Genomic DNA, 21210 nt, shown 5'->3' with positions numbered 1-21210 from the left:
TTTCCCGGCAGTCGTCTCAGACGACGCCCATGTCCTTGAGCTTGGCGACGAGCGCATCGACGTCCTCGACCTTGATGCCGGCCTGGCGAACCGGCGGCTCGGAGACCTTGAGGGTCTTGAGGCGCGGCGCCACGTCGACGCCGAAATCGGCCGGGCTCTTGGTGTCGAGCGGCTTCTTCTTCGCCTTCATGATGTTGGGCAGCGAGGCATAGCGCGGCTCGTTGAGGCGCAGGTCGGTGGTGACCACCGCCGGCATCGTGAGCTTGACCGTCTCGAGACCGCCGTCGACTTCGCGCGTCACCGAAACGGCATCGCCCTCGATCACGACCTTGCTGGCGAACGTGCCTTGCGGCCGGCCGAGCAGCGCGGCGAGCATCTGGCCGGTCTGGTTGGAATCGTCGTCGATCGCCTGCTTGCCCAGGATCACCAGGCCCGGCTGTTCCTCGTCGACGATCGCCTTGAGGATCTTGGCAACCGCGAGGGGCTCCACTTCGGCATCGCCGGCATCGACCAGGATCGCGCGATCGGCGCCCATCGCCAGCGCGGTGCGCAGCGTTTCCTGCGCCTTGGCGGGGCCGACCGAGACCGCGACGATCTCTTCTGCCGAACCGGCCTCCTTGAGGCGGATGGCTTCCTCGACGGCGATTTCGTCGAACGGATTCATGCTCATCTTGACGTTGGCAAGGTCGACGCCCGAACCGTCGGACTTGACCCTTGGCTTGACGTTATAATCGATCACCCGCTTTACGGGCACGAGGATCTTCATGGATTCACGTCCTCTCGGTTAATGATGCGCAGACAGGCTCTAGCCGCGCTATTAAATCGGATTGCGTGCACCCCATCGCGTGACGCGCGGGCGGCGTCAAGACCCGCCAAGGGGCGGTTTCGTCATATCGGCGGGCGAAAACACGCCTGCCAGCGGTGCGCGGCAGCGGCATCCCGCAAGACCCGATTGCTATGCCTTGATATAGACGGCCTCGATTCCCGAGCCGAGCCCGGTCAGCCGCAGCCCGCCGTTGACCGCCCGCTTCGCGAACGCCAATCCGCGATGGGAGGCCACGGTGGCTTGGGCCTTGTCGGAAACGGCCTGTTCGGACACGTTTCCCAAGGCCTTGCCGAAACGCCCCTTCTTGAGCGCCTGGACGACCCGAAACGGGCTGATGTTGCGCGTGATCAGGCTGTCCTGCCTGAAACCGGCGCTCCGCAGGCCTTTGTCCAGCGTGTCCGGCGTCCAGTAGGTGATATGTTCGGGCCACATCAGCATGCCCCAGCTTGGACCGATGATCCGGCGCTCCAGCGAATCGAAATTGGGCGTGGTGATATAGACCGCACCGCCGGGGCGCAGCAGCCGGTGGATGGTGTTCAAGGCCTCGCGGGTTCGATTGGTATGCTCGATGACTTCGGTGAACACGATCACGTCGAAGGCATTTTCGGGGGCGCCGTCGGGCGACAGTCCACCGGCATACGTCTTGAAGCCCTTGGCCTCCAGATAGGCACACATCTCGGGACTGAATTCGGTCGCGTGACAGGAAAAGCCGGCGGTCCTGAAATGTTCGAGGAAGCGGCCCGCTCCTGCCGCAATATCGAGGACTCGTCCGGTTTGCCGGAAGCGGGTCAATCGCTCGACGACCGCGCGTTCGTTCTCGATGCTCAGGGGCGTTCGTGCGGCATCCTCGGCGGCATAATCGTAGCGCGCATAGACGCGCGCGTAATCCTCAGGCGTGGGATCGAGCAGCGAGAAGGTGAAATCGCAGCTGCGGCAGCGGACGAGGAAATCCTTCTCGTAGCGCTGCAGCGGGGTGATCGCATTCCCCGCGGTCGGCGTGGAGCACAGCGGACAGGCCGGCAGGGGTTGGGCGGGGAGCGGTTGGGGCGGGGCCATGGCTCACGGTAGACCCCGCGCGATCTCCGTCAACGACAAAGCAAAGGGCCCGCCGTTTCGCAACGGCGAGCCCTCCGAATTCGCAACCGATAAAGGTCAGGCGACCGCCTTGACCTCCGCGACGATCTTACGCGCGGCATCGCCGAGATCGTTCGCGGGAACGATGGCGAGGCCCGAGTTGGCTAGGATTTCCTTGCCCTTGTCGACATTGGTACCCTCGAGGCGCACGACCAGCGGCACCGAAAGGTTCACGTCCTTCGCCGCCGCGACGATGCCCTCGGCGATGACGTCGCACTTCATGATGCCGCCGAAGATGTTGACGAGGATGCCCTTCACGTTGGGATCGCCCAGAATGATCTTGAACGCCGCGGTCACCTTCTCGGTGGTGGCGCCGCCGCCGACGTCGAGGAAGTTCGCCGGGAACATGCCGTTGAGCTTGATGATGTCCATCGTCGCCATGGCGAGGCCGGCGCCGTTGACCATGCAGCCGATGTCGCCGTCGAGCTTGATGTAAGCGAGGTCGTACTTGCTGGCTTCGATCTCGGCGGGATCTTCCTCGGTCTCGTCGCGCAGTTCCATCACGTCGGGGTGACGGTAGAGCGCGTTCGAATCGAAGCTCATCTTGGTGTCGAGCACGAGCAGGTTGCCGTCCTCGGTCTCCACTAGCGGGTTGATCTCGAGCATCGCGCAGTCGAGATCGACGAACGCGGTGTAGAGCTGCTTCGCCAGCTTCTGCGCCTGCTTGTTGAGATCGCCGGTGAGCTTGAGGCCGAACGCGACCGCGCGGCCGTGGTGCGGCTGAAAGCCCTCGGCCGGGTCGATCGTGATGGTCACGATCTTCTCGGGCGTCGAATGCGCGACTTCCTCGATGTCCATGCCGCCTTCGGTCGAGACGATCATCGCGACGCGGCCGGTGGCGCGGTCGACGAGCATCGAAAGGTAGTATTCCTTGGCGATGTCGACGCCGTCGGTCACGTAGAGGCGATTGACCTGCTTGCCCGCGTCACCCGTTTGAATGGTGACGAGCGTATTGCCGAGCATTTCCTTGGCGTTGGCTTCGACTTCCTCGATCGACTTGGAGAGCCGCACGCCGCCCTTGGCATCGGGGCCGAGTTCGGTGAACTTGCCCTTGCCGCGGCCGCCCGCGTGAATCTGGGCCTTCACCACGTAAAGCGGCCCGGGCAGCTTCTTGGCGCCTTCGACCGCTTCTTCCACGGTCAGCGCCGCATGCCCCGCCGGAATACCGATACCGTACTTCGCGAGCAGTTCTTTGGCCTGGTATTCATGAATGTTCATTGATGGGTCGCTTTCTGCTGGTGGGGCCGGTGCAGGCGCGCATGAGCCTATTGCAGTGCCGCATAAGCACATCACCCCGCGCTTGAAAAGGCCTCGAAGCTACCCGATTTCGTGTTCTGACAGGAAGGTTGGTCCCTATCATGCTCCCCGAATTCCCTAATGCGCGTGTCGCCACACGGTGATCGATCGCGCGCGCCTCGAATCGCTCGTGCGCGAAGCCGGCCGAATCGCGCTCGCCAGCTGGCCCGGCGACGGCCACGCCTGCGAGGTGTGGGACAAGGGCGACGATAGCCCGGTTTCCGCCAGCGACATCGCGGTCGATTCGTTTCTCAAGCGCGAACTGGCAGCGCTGCTGCCGGCGGCGGCGTGGCTCTCCGAGGAGACAGCGGACAATGCCGATCGTCTCGACAAGCAGCTCGTCTGGCTGGTCGATCCGATCGATGGCACGAGGGATTACATCCGCGGGCGCGACGGTTGGGCCGTCTCGGTCGCCCTGGTGAACGCGAATCGCCCGCTGATGGCAGCGCTGTTCGCGCCCGCGCGTCGGCGAGAGGAAGGCGGGGAGTTCTGGTGGGGCGAAGCCGGACGCGGCAGTACGCGCAATGGCCTGCCGCTGGCGGCCAGCACACGCCCTGATCTGCCCGGAGCGCGGGTGCCGGCGACCACGCTCTCGCGCGAGGATGAGGACCTGGTGATGGTGCCGCAGCCCAATTCCATCGCGCTGCGCATCGCGATGGTGGCCGCCGCCGAAGCCGATTTGCTGGCGACACTGCGGTGGGGCTTCGAATGGGATATCGCCGCCGCCGGCCTGATCGCGCGCGAGGCCGGAGCCGCCGTCACCGATGCCTTCGGCAAGCCGCTCGGCTACAACAAGCGCGATCCGCGCGCGTTTGGTGTCCTGTGCACATCGCCCGCGATACACCCGGCGGCAGTGGCGCGGCTGGAAGAGCGGGCGCGGCGCTATTCGGCCTGACGTTTCCGAAGGCTTGAATGGAATGCCGATTCGCCACGCGTCATCTGCACGCGGCGAAATTCCGATTTATGTGGCCAGGGCGCCACTGGGGCGCGATCCGGTGCGCGCCAGCAGGACGAAGACGATCGCGGTGAGCCCGCAGCCGGCGCTCATCGCCGCGATGACGGGACCGTAGCCACCCATTCCATCGCGCAGCACGCCGACGAGGGGCGGCACGCCGAACGTCAGCGGCAGCGTCAGCATTTGAAACAGTCCAAGCACGCGCGGCAAGGTTTCCTGACCGAACAAGCGCGCCGACAGCATGTTGACCGCCGGAAAGACGCCCGCGCCCGCCGCCCCCAGGGCGAGGCTGCACATCGCCATCAGCGCGAAAGTGGTCGTTCCCATCAGCACCAGCCAGCTGGCGGCCAGCGCAATAGCAAGCAAGGCCAGCGCCGGCGCGGCGCCCAGCCTGCTGCATAGCGCGCCGATTGCCAGTGCGCCGAACACGGCCGACCCGCCCAGAATCGAGAGCAGGGCCGCTGCTTCGGCCGCCGCGATACCGCGTTCCGCCGCGACCGCCGCCAAATGCGAGACGCCGGTGATGCCGATCGCGCCGAGAAAGCCGGCGCCCACGCAAATGGCCCAGAACGATGGAGTTCGCAGCAGTTGTCGGGCGGGGAGCATCAAATCGGGCTTAGGCGCATGCGCTTGCGAGGACGCCGGGGCACTGCGTGCTGGCCTGTCCGCGACGCCCAACATGAAGGGGATGATCGCGATGTGCAGCGCTGCGAGCATCAGCATGAAGGATGTCAGACCATGATCGCGGATCACCACCATGCCCACCATCGGCAGCAGGGCGACGATGAGCGGGGTGTTGGCGATACCAAGGGCCATGCCCGGATTATGCGCATACCAGTTGCTGGCAAGAATGCTGGACGGGAAGGGGCCGAACATCGCGAAGCCGATGCCCACCGGAAGCGCGTAAAGCAGCAGAACCACGGTCATACTGGGCGCAAAGGCGAGCAGCGCATAGCCGCTCGCGGAAAGCAGAAGGCCAGCCATCATCGTCCAGCGAAGGCCGATGCGGCCGATCAGGGCTCCGATCGCGGGGCCAGCCAGCCCGAACACCAAGACACAGAGGGACAGGGCCAGTGCTACGGTCCCGGTGCTGGCGCCATAAGCGCGTTGCAACGGCAAGGCCGCAACGCCGAAGCCGCCGAAAGCGCAACCAACCGCGACATTTTGCGCCAGGAACGCCCGCAGGACCATCATTCGCGCCTTGCCCGTCGGACCATGCGGAGCCGATGGTTCGAGTGTGACGTCCTGTGGCTTTGCCATAGCGCTGATATGTCCTCCCCGCCGCGGACCGCTCATTGTCGCGCGGCATCCCCGATAGTCTTCATATTGCCCGCTTCGCGTAACAATTGAAGTTTCGCATCTCGCGAATGTCTATGTTCTTCCGCCGGACAATAGCGAGATGCGTAAAGGCGGCAAGCGGTTTGCGCCCTTCTTTTGCGCAGTTATCGGGGCGATGGCCAATATGGTCATGACCAAGATCTGCATGGAAGATGCGGGCGCCCACCTCGCGCTGGCCGCTCCCGCTTCGCTTCGGCACGACACGCCCGCGCTATCCGCAATTGAGCAAGGGTATCGCCAGTCGATCGGACAGACCATCAACGGCGGCACCAGCGAAGTGCATCACGGAATCATCGCCCGACATGGACTGGGTTTGCCGCGCGGCTAATCCGTCTGACGCCGCTCTAGGCAGCGTGGTGCATGGGCCTGACGAAACTAAAAGGGGCCGGCGTTTCCGCCAGCCCCCGATCGGTTCATCACACGCTGGCTTTAGCGCGCGGAATTGACGTCGTCGGTCGAAACCGGCGTGATCTTGATTTCGACACGGCGGTTGGCCGCGCGACCCTGCTCGGTGGTGTTGTCCGCGATCGGGTAGGTTTCGCCCATGCCCTGCGCCTGGATACGAGCCGAATTGACCCCCTGCGCGATCAAGTAGCGCGCGACCGCATCGGCGCGGCGCTTGGACAAGTCCATGTTGTAGCTGTCCGAACCGGTCGAATCGGTGTGACCGTAAACGTCGATCAGGCTGTTGGGATACTGGTTCATGCTCTGCGCAACGCGGCTGAGCGTCGTCTGGAACGAGGGCGAGATCGCCGTCGAATCGACCGCGAACGTCACGTCCGGCAAGTTGAGCAGGATGCCGTCGCCCGTATCGGAAACGTCGACGCCCGAACCGGCGGTCTGTTCCTTGAGCTCGCGGATCTGCTTGTCCTTCTGGTACCCGATCGCGCCGCCCGCGACGCCGCCGATGCCGGCACCGAGGATACGGGCGGTCTTGCCGCCGATCACGCTTCCCAGCAGATAGCCGAGCCCGGCGCCGCCGACGCCGCCGATCGCGGTGCGCGAGATTTTCTGCTCGCCGGTGTTGGGATCGGTGACGCAGGCCGAGACCGTAACCAGCGCAAGCGCGGCGGCGGCAGATGTAAGCAGGCGGGATTTCTTCATGGCTTTATGGCCTTTCGGTAGGTGACGCGTAACGGCGCTTTGCGTGCAGTAGTGAACATGAATGCCAAGCGAATGACGGTGCGAACAACGCCCAGGCGCACCACCTGTTCCAGTCTTCTGGTGCGATCGTGGACAAGAACCATGCGATCCTGGCTTCGCGTTCGGGCAAATCTCTGCTAGCGGGGCCGCATTGTGACGCCCTTTCCCTGGCCTGACCTCCTCATCATCGTCGGTTTGATCCTGCTCAACGGCCTGTTTGCCATGTCCGAGCTGGCGATCGTGTCCGCACGCACCGCGAAGCTGCAGATGAGCGCCGAACGGGGCAGCGGCGCGGCCAAGACCGCACTCGCCTTGGCCGCCGACCCCGGTAAATTCCTTTCGACCGTGCAGATCGGCATCACGCTGGTCGGCATCATCGCCGGCGCCTACTCGGGCGCCAGCCTTGGCGGTCCGGTAGGAGAGCGGCTTGCGCAAGTGGGCGTTCCCCAGCAATTCGCGAACGAGGCGGGCTTCGCGCTGGTCATCGTGCTGACGACGTACGGCAATCTCGTCATCGGCGAGCTCGTGCCCAAGCAAGTCGCGCTGCGGGCGGCGGAAGCCATCGCGATCGTGATGGCGCGTCCGATGGCGCTGCTGGCCCGGATCATGGCGCCGTTCGTCTGGCTGCTCGAACGGTCGTCGAACTTCCTCCTGCGGATCCTGCGGGTGAACCGCGCGGGCGACCAGCGCATCACTGCCGAAGAACTGCAGATGATCTTCGCCGAAGCGACCCGTTCGGGCGTGATCGAGGAAGAAGAGCGGGCGATGATGTCGGGCGTGCTCAGGCTCGCCGAACGTCCCGTGCGCGAACTGATGACGCCGCGCACCGAAATCGACTGGCTCGACGTGGGGTCCGACGAGGAGGAACTGCGCGACATGATCCTGTCGACGCCGCACTCCCTGCTGCCGGTGGCGGCGGGGTCGGTCGACAAGATCGTGGGCGTGCTCAAGGTGCGCGACGTGCTCGCCTCGCTGATCGATGGGCGCGATGTCGTGATTTCCTCGCTGATCAAGAAGGCCGAAGTCATTCCCGATCAGCTCGACGCGATCGACGTGCTGCGCAAGCTGCAGGTGGCCGAAGTGCCGATGGCGATGGTGCATGACGAGTACGGCCATTTCGATGGGATCGTCACGCCGACCGACGTGCTGACCGCGATCGCGGGCACCTTTGTCAGCCACCAGGACGAAGGCGACGATCCGCTGCTGGTCGAGCGCGAGGATGGCTCTCTGCTGGTCTCGGGCGGGATGCCGGTCGATTCGCTGGCCGAACGGCTGCGAATTTTCCTGCCCGAAGATCGCGAATTCGCGACGGCGGCAGGCTACGTGCTCGCGGTGATGAAGAAAGTGCCGCGCGAAGGCGAATACTTCATCGAACAGCGCTGGCGCTTCGAAGTCGTCGACATGGACGGCCTGCGGATCGACAAGCTGCTCGTCGCGCAAGTCCCGAGCGACGACGAAGAGGACGACGCTGCGGGCGACTGAGGGCTTGCCTGGGCGGGTTCGGTGGGCCTCGGGAACGAAGCACCGGGCCTCAGCGCCGAAGACTTCGCCGGGACTGGCGCCGGGCGTAATCTCACGACCCACCACGCCCGTCATGCTGAACTTGTTTCAGCATCCATTTCGCCATCCGCACAGGTCTGGACCAAGAGGCACCATGGATACTGAAACAAGTTCAGCATGACGATTAGGGGGGAGGCTAGCGGCTTTCACCACCGTCACCCCGGACCTGATCCGGGGTCCCGCTCACTGGTGGCTGCGCTCAACCGTCGCGATCCGACGCCGCGCTGTCCTACACCGCCCGCAGCCCATACTATACGCAGCGATGACCCACGACGCATCCTGGACGAAAACGCCGCGCGCAAGTGTCACCCTGGCGAATCGCCAACTTTCCCAGGAAATTCAAGGCATTGGCCTCGCGCGGCAGGGTGACAAGGTGTCACCTTTGTCACCTTCGGACGGCCTCGATACGCCCGATCACCCGTGGGCGACCGAGCCGCGCCGGCGCTTACGCCCCGAGCGTGGCCTGTGCGTCGCGGCCGTCGCCTTCCGGAGCGGAAAGGATCTGGCGCGTGATCTGGCCCTTGGCGACGGTGTTGGTCTGCATGTCGCCGACCGTCGAGCGGATCGCCGGGGCCGGGGTGCCGGCGCGCGACAAGGTGTCGCTCTCGACCTGGCTGCGTGCGGACGGGCCGCCGAACAGCGCGTCGAGCGTCTGCTGCTGCAGCGCGCGCTCGGACGGACGCGGTTCGCCTTCCTTGGGCGGGCTCAGCGCGAAATCGGGCGGCACGATCAGCGGGGTCTGGCGCTGCACCGCGAATTCGTCGGGACGGTCGCGGTTGAACAGGCCGGTGCTGCCGCAGCCGGACAGGAGGACCGCGCCTGCACAGGCAAGCGCCAGAGTGGCGGGCTTGGTGGGAATGCGCATTGGTTCAACTCTCCGGGACGATGTCGGGCTCGCGGGCAGGATCGGGCTTTTCGCGCGAAAGCAGCGAGCGGGCAAGGATTATCAGGACGCCGATGGTGATGGCGGCATCGGCGATATTGAAGATCAGGAAGGGGCGGAACTCGCCGAAATGCAGATCGGCATAATCGACGACGTAGCCATAAAGATAGCGGTCGCGGATGTTGCCGAGCGCGCCGCCGAGGACCAGCGCCAGCGCGGCAATGTCGATCAGCTTGCGCTCGCGCAGCATCCACACGAACACGAACAGCGCGATCGCGCTCGTCATCGCCACCAGGATCCAGCGCATCTCGACCGAGGTCGCGGTCAGCATGCCGAGCGACACGCCGTAGTTCTCGGTCCAGCGCAGATCGAAGAACGGCAGCAGCTCGTAGAGGCGTATCTCGTTGAGATGCAATCCGTTGCGAACCCAGAGCTTCACCGCTTGATCGATGATGAAGATCGCAAGCGCGAAGGCGAGGCCGATCACCCGGTTGCGTGCGACCGGCGTCACGCGGTGGCATCCATTTCGGCGACGACAGCCTCGCAACGATCGCACAACGCGCCGTCCTCGGACACTTCGGGCAAATGCCGCCAGCAGCGGCCGCATTTGGCATCGTCGGTCGGGGTCACGCTCACGGTTTTTGCTTGGCCACGGCGCACTGTCCCGGTGATGAACAGCTCGGCCAGATCGACCTCAGAGAAGCCCGAGGGCACGCCCGCATCCGGCACCGTGACCTCGGCCTGCAGGCTCGAGCGCACGACCTTGTCGCGGCGCAGCGGCTCGATCGCCTCGGTCACGTCCTCGCGCAAGTCGCGCAGCGCCGTCCAATCCTCGCTGGTGGATGAGACCGAAGGCACCTCAGGCCATTCGAGCAAATGCACGCTGCCGCCATCGGGATAACGCGTGCCCCAAACCTCCTCGGCGGTGAAGACCAGCACAGGCGCGGCATAGCGCACCAGCGCGTGGAACAGCGTGTCGAGCACCGTGCGGTAGGCCCGGCGCTTCGTGTCGGTCGGCGCGTCGCAGTAAAGGCTGTCCTTGCGGATATCGAAGAAGAACGCGGACAAGTCCTCGTTGCAGAACTCGACCAGCGCGCGGACGTAATCGTTGAACTCGAAATCATCGACCGCCTGGCGCAGCTCCGCATCAAGCTCGCCCAGCAGCGCCAGCACGTAGCGTTCCAGCTCGGGCATTTCGCTCACCGGGACGCGCTCGGCGTCGTCGAAATCGGCGAGCGCGCCGAGCAGGTAGCGGAACGTGTTGCGCAGCTTGCGGTACTGGTCGCCGACGCCTTTGAGGATTTCGTCGCCGATGCGGTGGTCCTCGGTGTAATCGACCGACAGCGCCCACAGGCGGATGATGTCGGCGCCGTACTGCTCCATGACCTTGAGCGGGCTGACGGTGTTGCCCTTGGACTTGGACATCTTCTCGCCCTTGGCATCCATGGTGAAGCCGTGGGTGAGTACCGCCTTGTAAGGCGCGTGGCCGCGCGTCGCGCACGATTCGAGGAGCGAGGACTGGAACCAGCCACGATGCTGGTCCGAACCTTCGAGATAGAGGTCGGCGGGCGGGCCTTCGTAGCCTTCCGGTCGCAAGAGGTCAGGCCACTTACCGCTTTCGAGCACGAAGGCGTGAGTCGAACCCGAATCGAACCAGACATCGAGAATGTCGGAGACGCGCTCGTAATCCTCGGCGGAATATTCGTTGCCGAGGTACTCCTGCGCGCGGGCGTCGGTCCAGGCATCGACCCCGCCTTCGCGTACCGCGGCGACGATGCGGGCGTTCACCGCCGGATCGGCGAGGTACTGGCCGGTCTTGCGATCGACGAACAGCGTGATCGGCACGCCCCAGGCGCGCTGGCGCGAGAGCACCCAGTCGGGCCGCCCCTCGACCATCGCGCCGATGCGGTTGCGACCCTTGGCTGGCACGAAGCGCGTATCGGCGAGCGCCTGCATCGCGGTCTGCCTGAGCGTCCTCCCAGCGGAAGCTGGGATCTCTTCCGGCGTCGCGCCTGGTTGGCCAGCGGCCCCAGCTTTCGCTGGGGCGACGGACGGCTCCTTGTCCATCGGCACGAACCACTGCGGGGTGCAGCGGAACACGACCTTGGCCTTCGAACGCCAGCTGTGCGGATAGCTGTGCTTATAGTCGGCGGATGCCGCGAGAAGCTTGCCGCTTTCCTGGAGGTCGAGGCAGATCGGCCCGTCGGGCGCGTTGAACTTGGGATTGATGACCGAGCCTTGACCGCCAAGCCACGCCCAGTCGGTGCGATACTTGCCGTCGCCTTCGACGGCGAAAACGGGTTCGAGACCATGCGCCTTGCACAAGTCGAAGTCGTCCTCGCCGTGATCGGGCGCCATATGGACGAGGCCTGTGCCGCTCTCGGTGGTGACGAAGTCGCCGGGCAGGAACGGGCGCGGACGCAGGAAGAATTCGGCCAGGGGCGAAGCAGCGTCGATGTTGAGGGCGTCGCTTGCTCCCTCCAATTCGTCATCCCCTTCGCGGGACTGACGAAAGAAGTTCGCCATCGGATGCCGCGCGACTGTTCCCGCCAGATCCTTGCCCATGATCGACTTGAGCGCGGTGACGGTGCCTTGCGTGTCGCCCATGGTGTAGACCACCGGATGGCCAATGCGCGCTCCGAAGGCTTCCGCCAGGTCCATCGCCACCAGCAGCGTATAGGGAGCGGCCATCTCGTCGAAGCGCAGCAGCACGTATTCGACCTCGGGACCATAGGCGATCGCCTGGTTGACGGGGATCGTCCACGGCGTGGTCGTCCAGATCACCGCATGGGCGCCGACCAGGTCCTCGATCGGGCTTTCGGTGATTTCGAAGGCGACGTCGATCTGGGTCGAGACGATGTCCTCGTACTCGACTTCGGCTTCGGCGAGCGCGGTCTTCTCCACCGGCGACCACATCACCGGCTTGGCGCCGCGATAGAGCTGGCCGGATTCGGCGAATTTCATCAGCTCGGCCACGATGGTCGCTTCGGCTGCATAATCCATCGTCAGGTAGGGGTGATCCCAGTCACCTCCGACGCCGAGACGCTTCAATTGCTCGCGCTGAACATCGACCCACTTCTGCGCATAGGCGCGGCATTCGGCGCGGAATTCCTCGGCCGGGACCTCGTCCTTGTTCTTCTTTTTCTTGCGGTACTCTTCCTCGACCTTCCACTCGATCGGCAAGCCGTGGCAGTCCCAGCCGGGCACGTAAGGCGCGTCCTTGCCAAGCAGGGTCTGGGTGCGCACCACCATGTCCTTGAGGACGTGGTTGAGCGCGTGGCCAACATGGATATCACCGTTGGCGTAAGGCGGACCGTCGTGGAGAATGAACTTCTCGCGACCTTCGCGCGCCTCGCGCAACCGGCGATACTGATCGTCCGCGATCCAGCGCGCGAGAATGCCGGGCTCCTTCTGCGGCAGGCCGGCCTTCATCGGGAAATCCGTCTTCGGCAGGAAGACGGTGTTTCTGTAGTCGCGCTCTTCGCTCATGGTGCCCGCTTTGAATCTAAAGCAGCGCACCTAGAAGTTTGCGCGCGGTCTCGCAATCCCGCTCCATCTGCGCGCTCAATGCGTCCAGACTGTCGAACTTGGCCTCGGGGCGCAGGAAGTGGTGGAAGCCGACTTCGATTTCCTCGCCGTAGAGTTCGCCGTCGAAATCGAAGAAGTGCGGTTCGAGCAGTTCCTTGGGCGGATCGAAGGTCGGGCGCACGCCGAGATTGGCGGCACCGATCACCTGGCGCCCGCCGGGGAGCAGGCCAGTGACGGCATAGATGCCGTAGCGCGGCCGCAGATAGGTGCCGAGGTCGAGGTTGGCCGTGGGATAGCCGATCGTGCGCCCCAGCTTGTCGCCGTGCTGCACGGTCGCGCGAATGGCGAAGGGCCGCGTCAGCAGGCGGCGGGCGGTGGCGCAGTCCCCCGCCTTGAGTGCCTCGCGGATCCGGCTCGACGAAATCGGACCGTCCGCATCGAGCACGGCGGGCACGGCGCGCGTTTCCATGCCCAGCGGTTCGGCAAGTTCGCGCAGCGATTGCGCGGTGCCGCTGCGGCCCTTGCCGAAAACGAAGTCCTCACCCGTCACGATGCCCGCGAACTGGAGATGCGCGTGGATCACGTCTTCGACCCAGCGCGACGCCGGCATGCCGGCGATGCTCTCGTCGAAGTGGAACACCAGCATGGCATCCGCCCCCGCCGCGGCGAAATGTTCCTGGCGCTGGTCGAGCGTGGTCAGGCGGAACGGGGCGGTGTCGGGCTGGAAATAGCGCACCGGATGCGGATCGAACGTCGCCACGACCGCCGGGCGGCCTTCCGCGCGCGCCCAGCGTACGGCTTCGCCGACGACCATTTGGTGGCCCTGATGAAAACCATCGAAGTTGCCCAGCGCAAGAATCGCGCCGCGCAAGGTTTCGGGCATGGGTTCGCGGTGATCGAGACGAATCATGGTCGGGAGCGAGCTATAGGGCCTATGTCGCGCGGACGTAACTGACGAATGCGTACCCCGGGGTGCCGTCTGCGGCCGCGTGGCTCTCGCGGCGGACTGCGCGCCATTCGGGGCCCAGCGGCGGAAGGTGGGTATCGCCTTCGTAGTCGGCATGGATTTCGGTCAGTTCGATCCGGTCGGCATGGTCCATCATCGCGGCGTAGATTTGCGCCCCGCCGATGACCGCGACTTCGCCGTCGCCCGCCAGCGCCAGGGCTCCCGAAGGGGCATGCGCGATATCGACGCGCGGATCGCGCCAATCGGTGTCGCGCGTCAGAACGATGTGGCGACGTCCGGGCAGCGGCCTGCCGAGGCTTTCGAAAGTCTTGCGACCCATGATCATCGACTTGCCCATCGTCAGCCGCTTGAAGTGCTTGAGGTCGGCCGGGATATGCCAGGGCAGCGTACCATCGCGCCCGATCGTGCCGTTCGCGGCGCGCGCGTAGATGAAAACGACTTCGCGCGCCATGTCAGGCCGTCAACCGGGTGAGATGACCCATTTTGCGGCCGGGGCGGATATCCGCCTTGCCGTAAAGGTGCAGATGGTTCGCCGGATCGGCGAGCAGCGCCTGCCAGTCCGCCACGTCCTCGCCGATCAGGTTGCGCATCTCGACGCCGGGCGCGACCAGCCCGGTTTCGCCCAGCGGCAGGCCGCAGATCGCGCGGATGTGGTTTTCGAATTGCGAGATCGTCGCGCCTTCGATCGTCCAATGCCCCGAATTGTGCACGCGCGGCGCCATCTCGTTGAACACCGGCCCTGCCTCGGTCGCGAAGAATTCCAGCGTCAGCACGCCGACATAGCCGAGCCCTTGTGCGACCTGGGCGGCCAGCTCGCGAGCGGCGGGAACCTGGGCCATGACCGCGGCGGGTGCGGGTAGGGAGGAATGCGCGAGAATTCCGTCCTCGTGCCGGTTGCGCGCCGAATCGTAGAACGCGAGCGATCCGTCCGTGCCGCGCGCGAGGATCACCGAGAATTCGGCGAAGAAGTCGACAAAGCCTTCGTAGACCATCGGCACGTCGGGCACGTCGAGCGCGGCGGCCTCCGCGGCCGAGCCGATGCGCCACTGGCCCTTGCCGTCGTAGCCGTCGCGCCGCGTCTTGAGGATGCCGGGGGTGCCGATCTCGCGCAGTGCGGCGGCGAGATCGTCCGCGCTGTCGACCGGGGCATAAGGCGCGGGCGTGCCGCCGAGTTCGCTGACGAAGCGCTTTTCCGCCAAGCGGTCCTGCGCGGTCTCGAGCGCGCGCGGGTGCGGCCGCAAGGGCACTTCGCCGACAGCGGCGAGCGGGCCCACGGGCACGTTCTCGAACTCGTACGTGATGACCGCGCAGTCGTGGGCGAAGCGCGCCATCGCCGCCGCATCGTCCCAGGGGGCGCAAGTGAACTGCGCGGCAACATCGGCCGCGCCCGAATCCGCCTCGGGCGCATAGATATGGCAACGATAACCGAGCTGTGCCGCCGCGACCGCCAGCATCCGGCCGAGCTGGCCGCCACCAAGAATGCCGATCGTCTCGCCGGGAGGAATCATGCGGACCGGTCTTGGTGGCTCTTCGACAAGCTCGCAAGCATCAGGCCGGACGCTCCGCGACACGCTCCGTCTGGGCGGCGCGCCAGGCCTTGAGTCGGTCGGCCAGCGCGGCGTCCGTGGTCGCCAGGATCGCGGCGGCCAGCAGCCCGGCGTTGGTCGCGCCCGCCTCGCCAATCGCCAGCGTGCCCACGGGAATGCCGGCGGGCATCTGCACGATCGACAGCAGGCTGTCCTGCCCCGAAAGCGCCTTGGACCTCACCGGCACGCCGAGCACCGGCAAATGCGTCATCGCGGCAATCATGCCCGGCAGATGCGCGGCGCCGCCCGCGCCCGCGATCACCACCTTGAAACCTTCGTCCGCGGCGCCCTCGGCGAATTCCACCAGCCGCTTGGGCGTGCGGTGGGCGGAGACGATCCGCGCATCGTATGCGACGTCGAGCGTCTCCAGAACCTGCGCGGCGCATTCCATGGTCGGCCAGTCGGACTGGCTGCCCATGACGATCGCGACGGGAACGGCAGGCGCTGCGCTCAACTCAACGCTCCGATAGGTAGTAGCGGTCGAGCACATTCAGCTCCTCGTCCATTTCGTAGACGATCGGCTGGCCGGTTGGGATCTCGAGGCCGGTGATCTCGTCGTCCGAAATGCCGGAAAGATGCTTCACCAGCGCGCGCAGCGAATTGCCGTGCGCGGATACCAGCACGGTCGATTTCGCGCTCGCCTTGAGGTGCGGCACGATGCTGCTTTCGTAGTAGGGCAGCACGCGCGCGATCGTATCCTTGAGGCTTTCGGTCATCGGCACTTCGATCCGGGCATAGCGCGCGTCGGCCGACAGATCGAATTCACTGCCGCGTTCCTGCTCGGGCGGGGGCGTGTCGAAGCTGCGGCGCCACACGTTGACCTGCTCGTCGCCGTGCTTGGCGGCGGTCTCGGCCTTGTTGAGCCCGGTGAGACCACCGTAGTGCCGCTCGTTGAGGCGCCAGTCCTTGGTCTCGGGGATCCAGAGCAATCCCGCTGTCTCGAGCGCGAGATGCAGCGTCCGGATCGCGCGGGTCTGGTACGAAGTGAAGGCGACGTTGGGAATGACGTCCTTGGCCCGCATCAATTCGCCCGCGGCGCGGGCCTCGGCCTCGCCCTTTTCGGTGAGGTCCACGTCCCACCAGCCGGTGAAGCGGTTTTCGAGGTTCCACTGGCTCTGGCCGTGGCGGACAAGTACGAGGCGAGGCAAGGCATATGCTCCCTGGTTCAGGAGCGGCACCCCCTAGCTTTTCGGGTCGCTCTTGGGAAGGGCGCTCGATTCGTTTTCGGCGTCCGCGGCCGCTTCTATGGGGTTGTCCTGCCATTGCCGGGACTGCGCCTTGCGGCGGCGCAGGTTCTCGCGCAGCTTCGCGGCGAGGCGTTCCTCACGCGAAGCGGGGGCCTGACGTGAAGCGGGGGCGGAGCCTTCGGACATCGCCACCTCATGCCGCAATCGTACCGCGAGATGCAAGGCGCGCTTGACAATGACCCCTCTCGCGCACAATAGCGCCCGCCTGCCGAACAGCCCCGTTTCGCGCTGTCGGCGACCGTTTTCGCTGCTGTAGCTCAGTGGTAGAGCGCACCCTTGGTAAGGGTGAGGTCGGGAGTTCAATCCTCCCCAGCAGCACCACGGTCCCAGGCCCCGAAGGCCGCCGGTTGCGCCATCGGGCCAACCGCCCCGCATGAAATTGCTTTGCTTGAAAGACAACGCCTTGGCAGTCCCGCCGCAAATGCGATAGGGGCGCTCCACCGGGTGCGGGAAAAGGACGATTCGGTGGGGTTGATCACGCGTACGGGCAGGACCGGTTTTGCCGTCATGCTGGCAGTCGGAGCGGCGGTGGCTGCTGCGCCCGCGCAAGCCGATGTGCTCGAAGTCGGTACGGATGGTTATGCGTGGATCGCAGGCGGCCCGCAGCCATCTTCGCAGACCGACGGGGTGCTGACTCCGGATGAGATCGCCGCCTTCGCTCCCGATGGCGCCGCGTTGCACCCCCAGTCGTTGACCGAGGCGGTCGACGCGGCCGGCCCGGACCGCTGGCGGGCGCATGTCGCCGCGATGGCCGCCAAATACGATATCAGCCCGACGCTGCTCGAAGCCGTCGTCTGGCAGGAAAGCCGCTGGAACGAGCGCGCGGTCTCGCCGGTGGGTGCGCGCGGTCTCGCGCAGCTGATGCCCGGCACCGCGCGGCAGATGGGCGTCGATCCCGGCAACCCCGAAGCCAATCTCGAGGGCGGTGCGCGGTACCTGCGCATGCAGCTCGACGCGTTCGGCGGCGATATCGAGAAGGCGCTTGCCGCTTACAACGCCGGGCCCGGACGCGTGGTCCGTGCCGGCGGCATCCCCGCGATCCGCGAAACCCAGCTCTACGTCGCCTCGATCATGGCGCGGCTGACCGATCCGGTGCGCCAGTGACGCGCGTCCTGGCATCGGCGAGCCGTCTCGCAGCGCTGCTCGCGGCCTTCGTCGGGTTCGCGCCGGCCGCGATGGCGCAAACCGCCGATCCCGCCGGAAGCGGGCCGATCGTCAATGCCCTGGCCTGGCTCCAGGGGACGCTGCTGGGCAACGTCGCGACGGCGGTGGCCGTGATGGCGGTCGCCGCAGTGGGCTTCATGATGCTGACCGGACGGCTCAACTGGCGGTTCGGCGCGACGGTGATCATCGGCGTCTTCATTCTGTTCGGCGCGGGGGCGATCGTTACGGGCATCCAATCCGCGGCGGGAGGGTGAACGCAGGACGGGGATAAAAACCGGCCGGCGCGAAAAACCACCCGGCCACAGACTGGGGGGATCCGATGGCAATAACCGATCACGTCGATTTCAACGGCTTCATGGAAGGCGTCAAACGGCGCAATCCGCACCAGCCCGAGTTCGTGCAGGCGGTGCAGGAAGTCGCCGAGGACATCTTCGCCTTCATCCAGGACAAGGAAGAATACCACGAGCAGCAGATCCTGCGCCGGATCGCCGAACCCGATCGGGTGGTCTCGTTCCGCGTCTGCTGGGAGGACGACAACGGCAACATTCGCGTCCAGCGCGGCTATCGGGTGCAGAACAACAACGCGATCGGCCCCTACAAGGGCGGCATCCGCTTCCACCCGAGCGTGAACGAAAGCGTCCTGAAGTTCCTCGCCTTCGAGCAGACCTTCAAGAACGCGCTGACCGGTTTGCCGATGGGCGGCGGCAAGGGCGGATCGAACTTCAATCCCAAGGGCAAGAGCGTGCGCGAGATCATGCGCTTCTGCCAATCGTTCATGACCGAGCTCTATCGCCACATCGGCGCCGACGTCGACGTGCCGGCAGGCGACATCGGCGTGGGCGGGCGCGAGATTGGCTACATGTTCGGCCAGTACAAGCGCATCACCAACCAGTTCACCGTCGTGCTGACCGGCAAGGGGCTGGAATACGGTGGATCGCTGATCCGGCCCGAGGCGACCGGCTATGGCGCGGTTTACTTCCTGGCGAACATGCTCGCGGTCAAGGACATGACGCTCGAGGGCAAGACCGCGGTCATTTCGGGATCCGGGAACGTCGCGACGCATGCGGCCGAGAAAGTCGTGCACTTGGGTGGCAAGCCGGTCACGCTGTCCGATTCGGCGGGCTTCATCCATGATCCCGAGGGGCTGACGCTCGAAAAGATCGACTGGGTCAAGAAGCACAAGACTTATCGCCGCGGCCGCATCGCGGACTATTGCGACGAATTCAAAGGCGCCACGTATCACGAGGGCAAGACGCCGTGGGGCGTGGCGTGCGACGTGGCTCTACCATGCGCCACGCAGAACGAATTGCTGGGCGACGATGCCAGGACACTGGTGGCCAACGGCTGCATCGGCGTGTCCGAAGGCGCCAACATGCCGACCAATTTGGAAGGCGTGCACGTCTTCAAGGACGCCAGGATCCTGTTCGCGCCGGGCAAGGCCGCAAATGCCGGCGGCGTCGCGGTTTCGGGTCTGGAGATGAGTCAGAACTCGGAGCGACGCTCGTGGAGCGAGACGGAACTGCAGCAGATGCTCAAGGACATCATGTCGGGCATTCATTCGAACTGCCTGACTTATGGCGAGATGGGCGGGGGCTATGTCGATTACGTAAAGGGCGCCAATATCGCCGGCTTCAAGAAAGTGGCCGACGCGATGCTGGCGTTCGGAGTGGTGTAGGGCAACAGGGATCATCGATGGCGGAAACCGAATTCGAAGGCAGTCGCGACAGGCATCCGGCGGACGATCCGGTCCCCGCAGAATTCCGCTTCGACGATACGCGCTACAGTCCGCACGCGGTTCATCTCGTGCGCACCGCGATGACCAATCACATGGCGCTCAGCCAGATGGCCGACCAGAAGGCCAACATCCTGCTGGGCGCCAACTTCCTCGCTTTCACGCTGGCCGTCGGGCAGTTCGGCGGGGGAAGATATTCGGTCTCGCTGCTGGTGCTGGCCGTCACGGCGTTCTTCTCGGCGCTGCTCGCGATCGTGGCGGTGGTGCCCAAGACCGCGACCATGATCGACCTCGACCGACCCGATGCCAATCTCCTGTTCTTCGGCACCTATACGTCGCTGGCTCAGGAAGAATGGGTCGAACGCATCATGGTCCGCTCCCAGACGGACGGCCGGGTGCTGTCGACCATGCTGCGCGACATCTATCAGAACGGCGCGGTGCTGAGCGCGAAGAAATACCGCTACCTCGGGTACGCCTTCAATGTTTTTCGCGTCGGGCTGATCGTCGCCTTCGTGCTGTTCCTGTTCGAGAATCGCACGCTGATCGGTGCGGTCACGCTCTAGCGCGCATTGCCTGAGTGAGTCGGGATCCCTGGCCATCCGCGTATCGTCATCCTGAACTCGTTTCAGGATCCATCCCGCCAGCCCGCTCAGGTCGCCCGAGGGGGCACCATGGATGCTGAAACAAGTTCAGCATGACGGGATGGGCAATGGTGTGGTGCTTCAAGACATGACAGGGCCGGCCATCACGCCCTGAACGCCGGTCATCTCCCCTCGGCCTGAAGTTCGGTCACCCCGGCACCGACCGCTTTACTTGATGCCGAGGATCGCCGCTTGCTGGCGCAAATACTCGGCCTTGGCCGGGTTCGCCTTGACCGCATCGGCCAGGGCCTTTTGCGCCTGCGCCGGCTGTTCGAGCACGACCCGGCTGCGCATCAGCATGATCCAGCCATCGACGTTGGCGGGCTCGGTCTGCAACCGCTGTTCGAGCCGCGCGACCATCCCTTCGGCCATTTGCTGCTGTTCGGCAGGCCGGATGTTCGAGGCCGAAGCCAGGTCCTGCGCGCTCGGTCCCGGTATCGCCTGAGCGGCGACGGGCCGCGCGGCCGCAGGAGACTTGGCGCCGGCATCGGCCAGTTTTTTCGTCACGTCGATTTCGTGGATCTTGCCGACTTGTTCGATCGTACGGATCAGATCGGTGCGCCAGGGGGCGTCGGCGGGGGTGTCTTCGAGCAGGGCGAGCCAGTCGGCGATCGCGCCTCGATGATCGTTCGCCAGGTCCTTGCGCACGGCGAGAAAATACCGCGCGCGTGGATCCTTCGAATCGAGGGTCAGCGCCCGTTCGAATGCCTCTGCAGCATCGGCTGGCATCGGATCGCGTTCGCTCGCCATGACCCGCGCCTCGCCCAGTGCCGACCATACGATGGCCTGGCCCGGATCGAGCTCGGCCGCGGTCTGGTAGCTGCGCGCCGCGTCGGCGAACCGGTCCGATTCGAAATAGGCCATGCCCAGTTGTTGCCAGGCTGCCGCATCCCTCGGATTCGCACGCGTTTTGGCCTCGAGGTCGGAGATGATGTCCCCCGACCCGGCTGGCGTAGTTGCAATGGTATCAGAAGCTTCGTTGCCACGATTGCGCGAGATCGCGAAGACTATGGCGAAAGCAGCAACCATTGCAGCCAATACCAGCAATACCTTCCCTAGTCGGAAAGTTTTCGTGGCGTGTTGTATCATCGGCGAATACCGTTCATTACAAGGTGGGAAACCGAGGGGCGATGTTCGGTCTGCCTAGGGGATTTGCGCGAATTTGCAGAGGGCAGATTTGCAGGAAAGGGCAAATCGCTTTTGGGGCTGT

General features: G+C 65.2%; 22 protein-coding genes and 1 tRNA gene. 8 read left to right on the top strand and 15 right to left on the bottom strand.

The genetic code is table 11. The annotated features are described in order from the left end of the window. Positions 1-16: 16 nt before the first annotated feature. The 3 genes from GQO94_RS03155 to sucC all read right to left on the bottom strand — a co-directional run bounded on the left by GQO94_RS03155 (position 17) and on the right by sucC (position 3178). Positions 17-766: an electron transfer flavoprotein subunit beta/FixA family protein gene (locus GQO94_RS03155; protein WP_156839689.1), complete on the bottom strand. Its 750-nt coding sequence runs from the start codon at positions 764-766 to the stop codon at positions 17-19. A 189-nt stretch (positions 767-955) separates the two neighbouring features. Next, positions 956-1882: a class I SAM-dependent methyltransferase gene (locus tag GQO94_RS03150; RefSeq protein ID WP_156839688.1), complete on the bottom strand. Its 927-nt coding sequence runs from the start codon at positions 1880-1882 to the stop codon at positions 956-958. A gap of 96 nt (positions 1883-1978) precedes the next feature. Then, positions 1979-3178, bottom strand: coding sequence for an ADP-forming succinate--CoA ligase subunit beta (gene sucC / locus GQO94_RS03145; RefSeq protein ID WP_156839687.1), 1200 nt, complete (start codon positions 3176-3178; stop codon positions 1979-1981). Between the two features lie 178 nt (positions 3179-3356). Here sucC and GQO94_RS03140 point away from each other — a divergent pair, with 178 nt between their 5' ends. Continuing rightward, complete coding sequence (locus GQO94_RS03140) at positions 3357-4151, top strand: 3'(2'),5'-bisphosphate nucleotidase CysQ (protein WP_156839686.1); 795 nt, start codon at positions 3357-3359, stop codon at positions 4149-4151. A gap of 66 nt (positions 4152-4217) precedes the next feature. Here GQO94_RS03140 and GQO94_RS03135 read toward each other — a convergent pair whose 3' ends face one another. Next, the gene (locus GQO94_RS03135) at positions 4218-5471 is read right to left on the bottom strand and encodes an MFS transporter (protein ID WP_198045779.1); all 1254 of its coding nucleotides are present in this window, start codon (positions 5469-5471) and stop codon (positions 4218-4220) included. Positions 5472-5610: 139 nt separating this feature from the next. On the opposite strand from GQO94_RS03135, the gene GQO94_RS03130 reads away from it, so the two are divergent. After that, positions 5611-5877, top strand: a complete 267-nt coding sequence (locus tag GQO94_RS03130) for an acyl-CoA dehydrogenase family protein (RefSeq protein WP_156839684.1) — start codon at positions 5611-5613, stop codon at positions 5875-5877. A 101-nt stretch (positions 5878-5978) separates the two neighbouring features. Here the strand turns inward: GQO94_RS03130 and GQO94_RS03125 are convergent, their stop codons facing one another. Next, the gene (locus GQO94_RS03125) at positions 5979-6653 is read right to left on the bottom strand and encodes an OmpA family protein (protein ID WP_156839683.1); all 675 of its coding nucleotides are present in this window, start codon (positions 6651-6653) and stop codon (positions 5979-5981) included. A 192-nt stretch (positions 6654-6845) separates the two neighbouring features. Between GQO94_RS03125 and GQO94_RS03120 the strand changes: the two genes are divergently transcribed. Further along, positions 6846-8174 (top strand): hemolysin family protein, encoded by a 1329-nt coding sequence (locus GQO94_RS03120; protein WP_156839682.1) that lies wholly within the window; start codon positions 6846-6848, stop codon positions 8172-8174. A 523-nt stretch (positions 8175-8697) separates the two neighbouring features. Here GQO94_RS03120 and GQO94_RS03115 read toward each other — a convergent pair. The 9 genes from GQO94_RS03115 to GQO94_RS03075 are packed head-to-tail and all read right to left on the bottom strand — an operon-like array spanning position 8698 to position 16589. Next, entirely contained in the window at positions 8698-9117 is a 420-nt protein-coding gene (locus GQO94_RS03115) for a DUF3035 domain-containing protein (protein ID WP_156839681.1), read from the bottom strand. 4 nt (positions 9118-9121) lie between these two features. Continuing rightward, a complete protein-coding gene (gene lspA / locus GQO94_RS03110) occupies positions 9122-9646 on the bottom strand; it encodes a signal peptidase II (protein ID WP_232332749.1) in 525 nt (174 codons plus the stop codon). Then, on the bottom strand, positions 9643-12624 hold the full coding sequence (gene ileS, locus GQO94_RS03105; protein ID WP_156839679.1) for an isoleucine--tRNA ligase: 2982 nt from the start codon (positions 12622-12624) through the stop codon (positions 9643-9645). The genes lspA and ileS overlap by 4 nt, the downstream gene beginning before the upstream one ends. A 16-nt stretch (positions 12625-12640) precedes the next feature. Then, complete coding sequence (locus GQO94_RS03100) at positions 12641-13573, bottom strand: bifunctional riboflavin kinase/FAD synthetase (protein WP_198045777.1); 933 nt, start codon at positions 13571-13573, stop codon at positions 12641-12643. Positions 13574-13595: 22 nt separating this feature from the next. Next, on the bottom strand, positions 13596-14081 hold the full coding sequence (locus GQO94_RS03095; protein WP_156839678.1) for a dihydrofolate reductase: 486 nt from the start codon (positions 14079-14081) through the stop codon (positions 13596-13598). 1 nt (position 14082) lies between these two features. Next, entirely contained in the window at positions 14083-15138 is a 1056-nt protein-coding gene (locus GQO94_RS03090; RefSeq protein ID WP_156839677.1) for a 5-(carboxyamino)imidazole ribonucleotide synthase, read from the bottom strand. A gap of 40 nt (positions 15139-15178) precedes the next feature. Next, complete coding sequence (gene purE, locus GQO94_RS03085; RefSeq protein WP_198045786.1) at positions 15179-15634, bottom strand: 5-(carboxyamino)imidazole ribonucleotide mutase; 456 nt, start codon at positions 15632-15634, stop codon at positions 15179-15181. Between the two features lie 37 nt (positions 15635-15671). Further along, the gene (gpmA, locus tag GQO94_RS03080) at positions 15672-16364 is read right to left on the bottom strand and encodes a 2,3-diphosphoglycerate-dependent phosphoglycerate mutase (protein ID WP_156839675.1); all 693 of its coding nucleotides are present in this window, start codon (positions 16362-16364) and stop codon (positions 15672-15674) included. A gap of 33 nt (positions 16365-16397) precedes the next feature. Next, the gene (locus GQO94_RS03075; protein WP_156839674.1) at positions 16398-16589 is read right to left on the bottom strand and encodes a hypothetical protein; all 192 of its coding nucleotides are present in this window, start codon (positions 16587-16589) and stop codon (positions 16398-16400) included. Positions 16590-16709: 120 nt separating this feature from the next. Here GQO94_RS03075 and GQO94_RS03070 point away from each other — a divergent pair. From GQO94_RS03070 to GQO94_RS03050, 5 genes are all read left to right on the top strand, one after another. Beyond that, positions 16710-16784 (top strand) — tRNA-Thr (locus GQO94_RS03070). Positions 16785-16934: 150 nt separating this feature from the next. Beyond that, on the top strand, positions 16935-17567 hold the full coding sequence (locus GQO94_RS03065; RefSeq protein ID WP_408636583.1) for a lytic transglycosylase domain-containing protein: 633 nt from the start codon (positions 16935-16937) through the stop codon (positions 17565-17567). Between the two features lie 8 nt (positions 17568-17575). After that, on the top strand, positions 17576-17881 hold the full coding sequence (locus tag GQO94_RS03060; RefSeq protein WP_156839863.1) for a TrbC/VirB2 family protein: 306 nt from the start codon (positions 17576-17578) through the stop codon (positions 17879-17881). 65 nt (positions 17882-17946) lie between these two features. Continuing rightward, complete coding sequence (gene gdhA, locus GQO94_RS03055; protein ID WP_156839673.1) at positions 17947-19302, top strand: NADP-specific glutamate dehydrogenase; 1356 nt, start codon at positions 17947-17949, stop codon at positions 19300-19302. Positions 19303-19319: 17 nt separating this feature from the next. Continuing rightward, on the top strand, positions 19320-19922 hold the full coding sequence (locus tag GQO94_RS03050) for a Pycsar system effector family protein (protein ID WP_198045776.1): 603 nt from the start codon (positions 19320-19322) through the stop codon (positions 19920-19922). Positions 19923-20168: 246 nt separating this feature from the next. Here the strand turns inward: GQO94_RS03050 and GQO94_RS03045 are convergent, their stop codons facing one another. After that, the gene (locus GQO94_RS03045) at positions 20169-21029 is read right to left on the bottom strand and encodes a tetratricopeptide repeat protein (RefSeq protein WP_332310828.1); all 861 of its coding nucleotides are present in this window, start codon (positions 21027-21029) and stop codon (positions 20169-20171) included. Between the last annotated feature and the right edge of the window lie 181 nt (positions 21030-21210).

Origin of the sequence: Novosphingobium aquimarinum (assembly GCF_009746585.1) — a bacterium.
Classification (GTDB): Bacteria; Pseudomonadota; Alphaproteobacteria; order Sphingomonadales; family Sphingomonadaceae; genus Novosphingobium; species Novosphingobium aquimarinum.
The sequence above is the reverse complement of the archived record's forward strand: the minus strand, read 5'-3'. Positions and strand labels throughout refer to the sequence as shown.